Source organism: Microcoleus sp. OTE_8_concoct_300 (assembly GCF_031383065.1).
Taxonomy (GTDB): Bacteria; Cyanobacteriota; Cyanobacteriia; order Cyanobacteriales; family Microcoleaceae; genus Microcoleus.
In genome coordinates, this window is the sequence record NZ_JANMZH010000342.1 from 20,832 (window position 1) to 27,012 (window position 6,181).

The window sequence follows — 6,181 nt, forward strand, 5'->3', positions numbered from 1 at the left end:
ACGCAGATGAACGCAGATATAATTAAGATTGGATTGAGTAAGGAGCGGTTGGGGTGAGGCTGTCGTTTTTAGATGGGGTATTTGAGATTAGACATAGGCCTGGAAGAAAACATGAAACCATTAAAGAACGAATTGGTTCTCTACTAGATCTTTATGTGCTTCAAATGGGAATTGATTATCAGCCTACTGGTTCGATGAGGCTGGAAAGTCCATCGGGATTGGTGAAGCGAGAAGCTGATAAATCCTATAAATTGGGAGCTAACCGAGAATTTCCTGATTTGGCGGTGGAAGTGGTGGTGACTAGCGGCGGTATTAACAAGTTGGAAGCTTACAAACGTCTGCAAATTCCTGAAGTTTGGTTGTGGGAAAATGGCGCACTTCGTATGTATTCGTTGGGGGCTGATGGATATGCAGAGGTCGATCGCTCTTTTGTTCTACCTGATTTAGATATTGTTCTATTGGTGAGGTGTATTACTATTGAAAATCACCTTCAGGCTATGCGCGAATTTAAACAAACGATTCAAAGTTTTTAGAGTAGATTATTGAACCGCGAAGACGCGAAGGACACGAAGGAAGAATCAGGAAGAAGATAGATTGTTGATAGGGACGCACCCTACGGTATCTACTTCTTCCTTTTATTACAACTGTCCGAAACCTTTTTTAGGCTTATCTTTTTTCTTTTTCTTCTTCTGCTGGGCACCCATATAGCCGCGGGAACCGGGCTGCATTCCGGGGCCTCCCATTCCGGGCATTCCGGGCATTCCGGGCAATCCTCCCATTCCTGTAAAGTTGCCTTGACTCATTTGCTGCATCATTGTACGCATTTTCTGGAAGTCGCTGACGAGCTTTGTTACGTCGTTTTCTGCGTAGCCGGCGCCTTTGCCGATGCGGCGGCGGCGGGATGGAGAACTTGCTAAAAGTTCGGGGTTGCGGCGTTCTTCCACTGTCATGGAATTGATCATGGCTTCGGTGCGTTTTAGCTGCACTTCTCCCTGCCGCATTTGTTCTTCTGAGAGTTTGTTCATCCCCGGAATCATTTTCATGATGCCGCCGAGGGAGCCCATATTTTTTAACAGTCTGGTTTGCTTGAGAAAGTCGGTAAAGTCAAACTTTGCCGTGAGCATTTTCTCTTGCATTTTTTCGGCGTCGGCGATGTCGAATTCTTCTTGCGCTTTTTCTACTAGCGTCAAGACATCGCCCATGCCGAGTATTCTCGATGCCATGCGATCGGGATAAAATGGTTGCAATGCTTCCACTTTTTCGCCGACGCCGACAAATTTAATCGGCGCGCCGGATATTTGCCGCACGGATAAGGCTGCGCCGCCGCGGCTGTCGCCGTCTAATTTGGTTAAGATTGCGCCGGTAATGCCGATTTGTTCGTGAAAGGTACGGGTTAAATTTGCTGCTTCTTGGCCGGTCATGGCATCAACAACTAACAGCGTTTCGTGGGGTTGTACTGTTTGTTTGATGCGGCCTAATTCTGCCATCATGTCTTGGTCGATTTGCAGGCGGCCTGCTGTATCGACGATGATGGTATCAATGCCGATTTGTTTGCCGTGTTCGATGCCTTGGCGGGCTATTTCTACGGGGTCAATGTCTTTGCCTAATTCAAATACTGGTACGTCGATTTGTTTGCCGAGTGTGAGCAATTGGTCGATCGCGGCGGGTCGATAAATGTCGGTTGCGACTAGCAGTGCGGTGCGGTTTTGCTTGCGGAGGTGGAGTGCTAGTTTGGCGGTGGCTGTGGTTTTCCCGGTTCCTTGCAAACCAGCCATCAGGATCACTGTGGGCCCGGATTCGGCGGTGCCGAGGGGTACGTTGGTTTCCCCCATGACGCGCACGAGTTCGTCGTGGACGATTTTGATGAATTGTTGGTCGGGACGGACGCCTGAAACTACTTCTGCTCCTTGTGCTTTGGCTGCTACCTCTCCGATGAAGTTTTTGACGACTTGGAGGTTGACATCGGCTTCCAGGAGGGCGCGGCGGACTTCTTTGAGCGCGTCTTGGATGTTGGACTCGGAGATTTTATTTTGTCCGCGCAGTTTTTTCCAGGTGGATTCGAGTCGATCGGCAAGGGCTTCAAACATAGGGCATTGTTGGCTAGTCAGTCTTTTTAATTTTAAGGCTAAATGGGGCTGTTTGGATTAATGTTTTGCTAATTTTTCAATAATCCTTTCAGGGCGGGCTAGAAGCCCACCCCACAAGCAAATTATTCATGTGTTGTGGAACAGGCATCTTGCCTGTTCCTAAAACTGCTATAAGATGTGAGTTTTTACGCGGATTGATGCTGAAACTACTTCAAATTCATGTAGTAGGGTACGTTTTGACAAACCCTACTTTCTGGAATATGATTAAAGTATTTCTGTCACCTTGCCACAATTTTAATGTCTGCTTATGCCCAAAAAGATTCGAGAACTCTAAAGCCTGCTGCTAAAAGCTGGGTTTACTTATCGTTCGGCAAAAGGCAGCCATACAAGATGGGTTCATCCTTTACTACCTAATGAACCAATTACCATTGCTGGAAATGATGGTGATGATGCGAAACTGTATTTAGAGTGAGAGAAGTTAATCGAAAAATTGGAATATTGAAAGCAATTGAAGAAGAGGAACCTGAATCATGAAATTACCTTATATAATTGTTATTCAATGGTCGGATGAAGATAACTGCTACCTAGTTCACTTACCTGATTTTCCATCTCAGCATTTCCACACTCATGGAGATACCTACGAAGAAGCTTTGCAGAAGGCAGTTGAGGTGTTAGAGCTTTTAGTTGAAGAATATCAGCTAGATGGTAAATCTCTCCCAGAACCTAAAACTCTAGTAGAAAACTTGCTGTTTGCTTGAATATAAATTACTCGTTACCAGGCTCTGGCGAAAGTAAGGCATATTCGGAGGCTCTGCCTCCATTTTCCCAACCGAGGCAGAGCCTCTGAATATTGATTCCCAGGCTGGAGCCTGGGAACCAGTTACTTTTGAGAAATAGTGTTATTTGATGTTTGTTTTTACATATTCTGCGATCGCCCGCTGGACTGCAAACAGCGCGCGATCGCCTTTTTGCACTTTTTCGATTAATGACCTGCGTCTCAATGATTCGACGGCTTTGAGGAATTCTGAAGGGGATAATTCGAGCAGGGCTGGCTTTTGGGAGATTTCGACTGCTTTGATTTGATTTGCTAACCATGACATTACTTGTTTTTCGCTTTCTGACAAGCGCTGAAAATGTTGGTGCAATAAATATTCTAAGTCTCCTAAAACTAGGCTATCATAGGATAAAAATTCAGAAATTTTGCCGCTAAATAAGTCTTGAATTGCATCAGCTACTATATTTAACCACAAGGGGTTGCCTCGGTAAATGTCTATCAATTCTGACCATTTTTCAGATTCGGCTAGGCCTTTTTCTGTGAATATTTCTCGCGCTGGTTCGCCTAAACTATTGAGTTGCAATGTTTGACAATTTTTCGGGTGGCTTTCTAATGCTGCAATTTCTCTGGGTTTTTTCCAACTGAGCAAAACTATGCAACTTTTGTGACATGATTCTGCTATTTGTTTGAAGAACGTGCCATAATTTTCATAGCCTTGTTTGTAGTTTCCTGCTAGTTGTTGGCTGCTGAAGATTGTTTGCACGTCATCGAGGATGATGAGACAGCGGTAGGAACGCAAATAGTTGATTAAATCTGGTAATTCGGTTTCTTGCTGCTGCGATAGGAATTGAATTAAGTCGGTTTGAAGTGATGCGAGGGGTGGCGCGTCGCGGAGGCTTCGCCAGATTATACAGTCGAATTCATATTGAATGTGTTGGATTAGTTGGAGTGCGATCGCACTTTTGCCGATTCCGCTTAATCCTAAGATGCTGATGAGACGGGTGCGGTTCTCCAAAATCCATTGTTTGAGGGTGGAAAGTTCGGATGTGCGATCGAAAAATGTCGAGATTTCGGGTGCGTCGCCTAAGTCGATGCGGGGCTGTTTTGCTGTTGGTTCGGGGTTTTGAGGTGTTTTGGGCGATCGTACTTTTTCACGACAAACGTTAAAGTTATGATTAACTGTTACATTCTCACCTACTGTTACATTTTCGCCAACGATTGCTGATTGATAATTATAAATTTTACTATTTTCTACTAATACAGTCCTAAAATTGGCTTTAGTAATATTTTTTCCTAATTCTTTAGAAAGTATTTTCCACAGTTTTGATCCGACATTTCTGACATGACTTGGACTTGAGTAAACTTCTTGAGCAATTTGTGTGTAAGTTGTGTCTTGTAAAGTTCCCCGTAAAATAGCTTCTTGCACGTAATCTAAATGCTTTCCCGTCTTAGCAAAAATTAGCTCATCTGCCAGTGTCAAAACTTCGGCAATATCCATAGATTAGGGAGAAGCTGGAGTTTACGCCATTCATTATACCTGACATTTCGTACAATAGTGACATTTTTGATTTTGTCATCTATCTAAAGTCAGGACTTTTCCTACACAGCTCATCCTTTATATTAATTGATTAAGGTATTAGCAGGATATTTATATGAAGCGAGTGCGGTGGCTCAGCGGTTTGTTCTCGGCTGGGGTGTTGTCTTTTACTCTAGCGACAGTTGGCGCACAAGTGGCACAGGCCCAGCGCCCGATCTATATATTAGACCTGCAATGTCTTGTTACAGGAGGTCTACTGAGAGATGGTAGCCCAAACCCTGGCGGGGTTTATTTATACAGGGAGCTTACAGACATTTCCATAGGCAGAGAAATATACACCAGTATTATGAATGTACGCTCGGCCAGTTGGACTTGTAAACTTCCAGGCGGTCGTGCTTCTCTCCGATTGGAGTATGGAGTTGCAGATAAGGATGAGATTTCACCGCCCAAAATTGAGGTTTATGTAGACGGAAATCAAGTAGCTTCTCAGGTTGGGAAGACTGGGAGGATCAATACAATGTTGGTAGATGTTAGTAATGGTAAAAGTTTATCTCTTGAGATATCTTGTTCCACAGCTCAAAATTGTAACAGAAGACCCTACCACTTCTTCAAATTTAATCTTGAGCCGGGCGCTAGCTCTCCAGGGAGAAGATAAATTATGAGTATTAGCCGCCGTCAATTTAATCGGATCGTCATCTGGGGTGGCGCTTCTTTTGCTGCTTCCGCAACATCCGGCATCTTTTTCCCGAAACCTGCCGAAGCTTATTCCCTAGAATTTCCGATTAGTGCTTTATCAGCCGATCGCGTTTTTAACGGTATTCAAAAATATTGTGGAGCACAGCCCATCCCCGGCGTTCTCTCACCAATCGTACAAGGCAATACTAATGTTAGCAGTAAAATAGAACCAGCGGCCGCTAACGCCATTCGCACCGCAGACAAAGAATTTGTTAACCGCAATTTTACCAGCAAAAGAACCGAATTAGCGGTAACTGGCAGCGGTTCTAATTTTGCATCAGATACCAGTCGGCTGTGGGGGCGGCAAAGACAGGATCGAGTCGGCCCGAATGTTGGCTTTGGCTTTGTGCAAAAGTGGGAAGATCAATACAGCGATGCCAAAATTTCCGGGCCGACAATGTGCGCTATTCATAATGCTCAACAAGTCTTAGCCGATCAAAGACTAACACCTCCAGAAATCGCGGCTTCTGTATTGCCAACTCGATCGCGATTGGATGATTGGGGTTCTTGGGGAGGGGATGCCGATGCGTCTGCCGGGAGGAATCCCGGTGCTGTTTTTGCTCAATACGATACAGCCGCAGGTACGGTGACATCTCGCTATGATTTAGTTGAACCCGGACCGAAAGGTTTTGGGCGTGTTGAGTATACTATTGAAGCGGAAGATCAGCCTCGGCGGGTGATTTTGGTGACGGTGAGGTTTTAGGGGAAGAGTAATATTAATTATCGCGTTTGTTATCGGGTCCGACGGGGGTTTAAACCCCCGTCTCATACAGGGTAAGCGCATCTAATTTGGTATCAAATGTAACAGACACTAAAAAGAGGGTGCAGTATTATAGCTGACCGGTTTGTCCGAGAGATTCTATAATGACTCTCTTTTCTCAGTAGAAAATAGGAATGAATACTCTATGACTAAAGGATTTGCACCCGTTGTCGCGAGCGCTAAATTAAAAAACATAAAAACCCAGCATCAACCTATTTCTATGCAAGAACTAGAAGGGGGTTTGTTGAATTATTTTGATGATCTACCAGATCCAAGAGTTGACCGCA

6 protein-coding genes are annotated in these 6,181 nt (G+C 44.6%); 4 read left to right on the forward strand and 2 right to left on the reverse strand.

The features are described 5' to 3' along the window. Positions 1–53 precede the first annotated feature (53 nt). Positions 54–533, forward strand: coding sequence for a Uma2 family endonuclease (locus ACUVJL_RS15610; protein ID WP_445246675.1), 480 nt, complete (start codon positions 54–56; stop codon positions 531–533). 105 nt (positions 534–638) lie between these two features. On the opposite strand, the gene ffh is transcribed toward ACUVJL_RS15610, so the two are convergent. After that, entirely contained in the window at positions 639–2,087 is a 1,449-nt protein-coding gene (ffh, locus tag ACUVJL_RS15615; protein WP_445246676.1) for a signal recognition particle protein, read from the reverse strand. A gap of 340 nt (positions 2,088–2,427) precedes the next feature. Between ffh and ACUVJL_RS15620 the strand changes: the two genes are divergently transcribed. Together ACUVJL_RS15620 and ACUVJL_RS15625 are read left to right on the forward strand one after the other, a co-directional pair. Further along, a complete protein-coding gene (locus ACUVJL_RS15620; protein ID WP_445246682.1) occupies positions 2,428–2,559 on the forward strand; it encodes a type II toxin-antitoxin system HicA family toxin in 132 nt (43 codons plus the stop codon). Between the two features lie 58 nt (positions 2,560–2,617). Further along, positions 2,618–2,845, forward strand: coding sequence for a type II toxin-antitoxin system HicB family antitoxin (locus tag ACUVJL_RS15625; RefSeq protein ID WP_445246677.1), 228 nt, complete (start codon positions 2,618–2,620; stop codon positions 2,843–2,845). A gap of 141 nt (positions 2,846–2,986) precedes the next feature. On the opposite strand, the gene ACUVJL_RS15630 is transcribed toward ACUVJL_RS15625, so the two are convergent. After that, positions 2,987–4,360 carry an NB-ARC domain-containing protein gene (locus tag ACUVJL_RS15630; protein ID WP_445246678.1) on the reverse strand — a complete coding sequence of 458 codons (1,374 nt, stop codon included), beginning with the start codon at positions 4,358–4,360 and terminating at the stop codon, positions 2,987–2,989. 697 nt (positions 4,361–5,057) lie between these two features. Here ACUVJL_RS15630 and ACUVJL_RS15635 point away from each other — a divergent pair. Next, positions 5,058–5,837 (forward strand): Tat pathway signal protein, encoded by a 780-nt coding sequence (locus ACUVJL_RS15635; protein WP_445246679.1) that lies wholly within the window; start codon positions 5,058–5,060, stop codon positions 5,835–5,837. Positions 5,838–6,181: the final 344 nt, after the last annotated feature.

Excerpts from the sequence above, each read along its gene's own strand:
- ffh (WP_445246676.1), bottom strand. The coding sequence starts at position 2,087 with ATGTTTGAAGCCCTTGCCGATCGACTCGAATCCACCTGGAAAAAACTG.
- ACUVJL_RS15625 (WP_445246677.1), top strand. The coding sequence starts at position 2,618 with ATGAAATTACCTTATATAATTGTTATTCAATGGTCGGATGAAGATAAC.
- ACUVJL_RS15630 (WP_445246678.1), bottom strand. The coding sequence starts at position 4,360 with ATGGATATTGCCGAAGTTTTGACACTGGCAGATGAGCTAATTTTTGCT.
- ACUVJL_RS15635 (WP_445246679.1), top strand. The coding sequence starts at position 5,058 with ATGAGTATTAGCCGCCGTCAATTTAATCGGATCGTCATCTGGGGTGGC.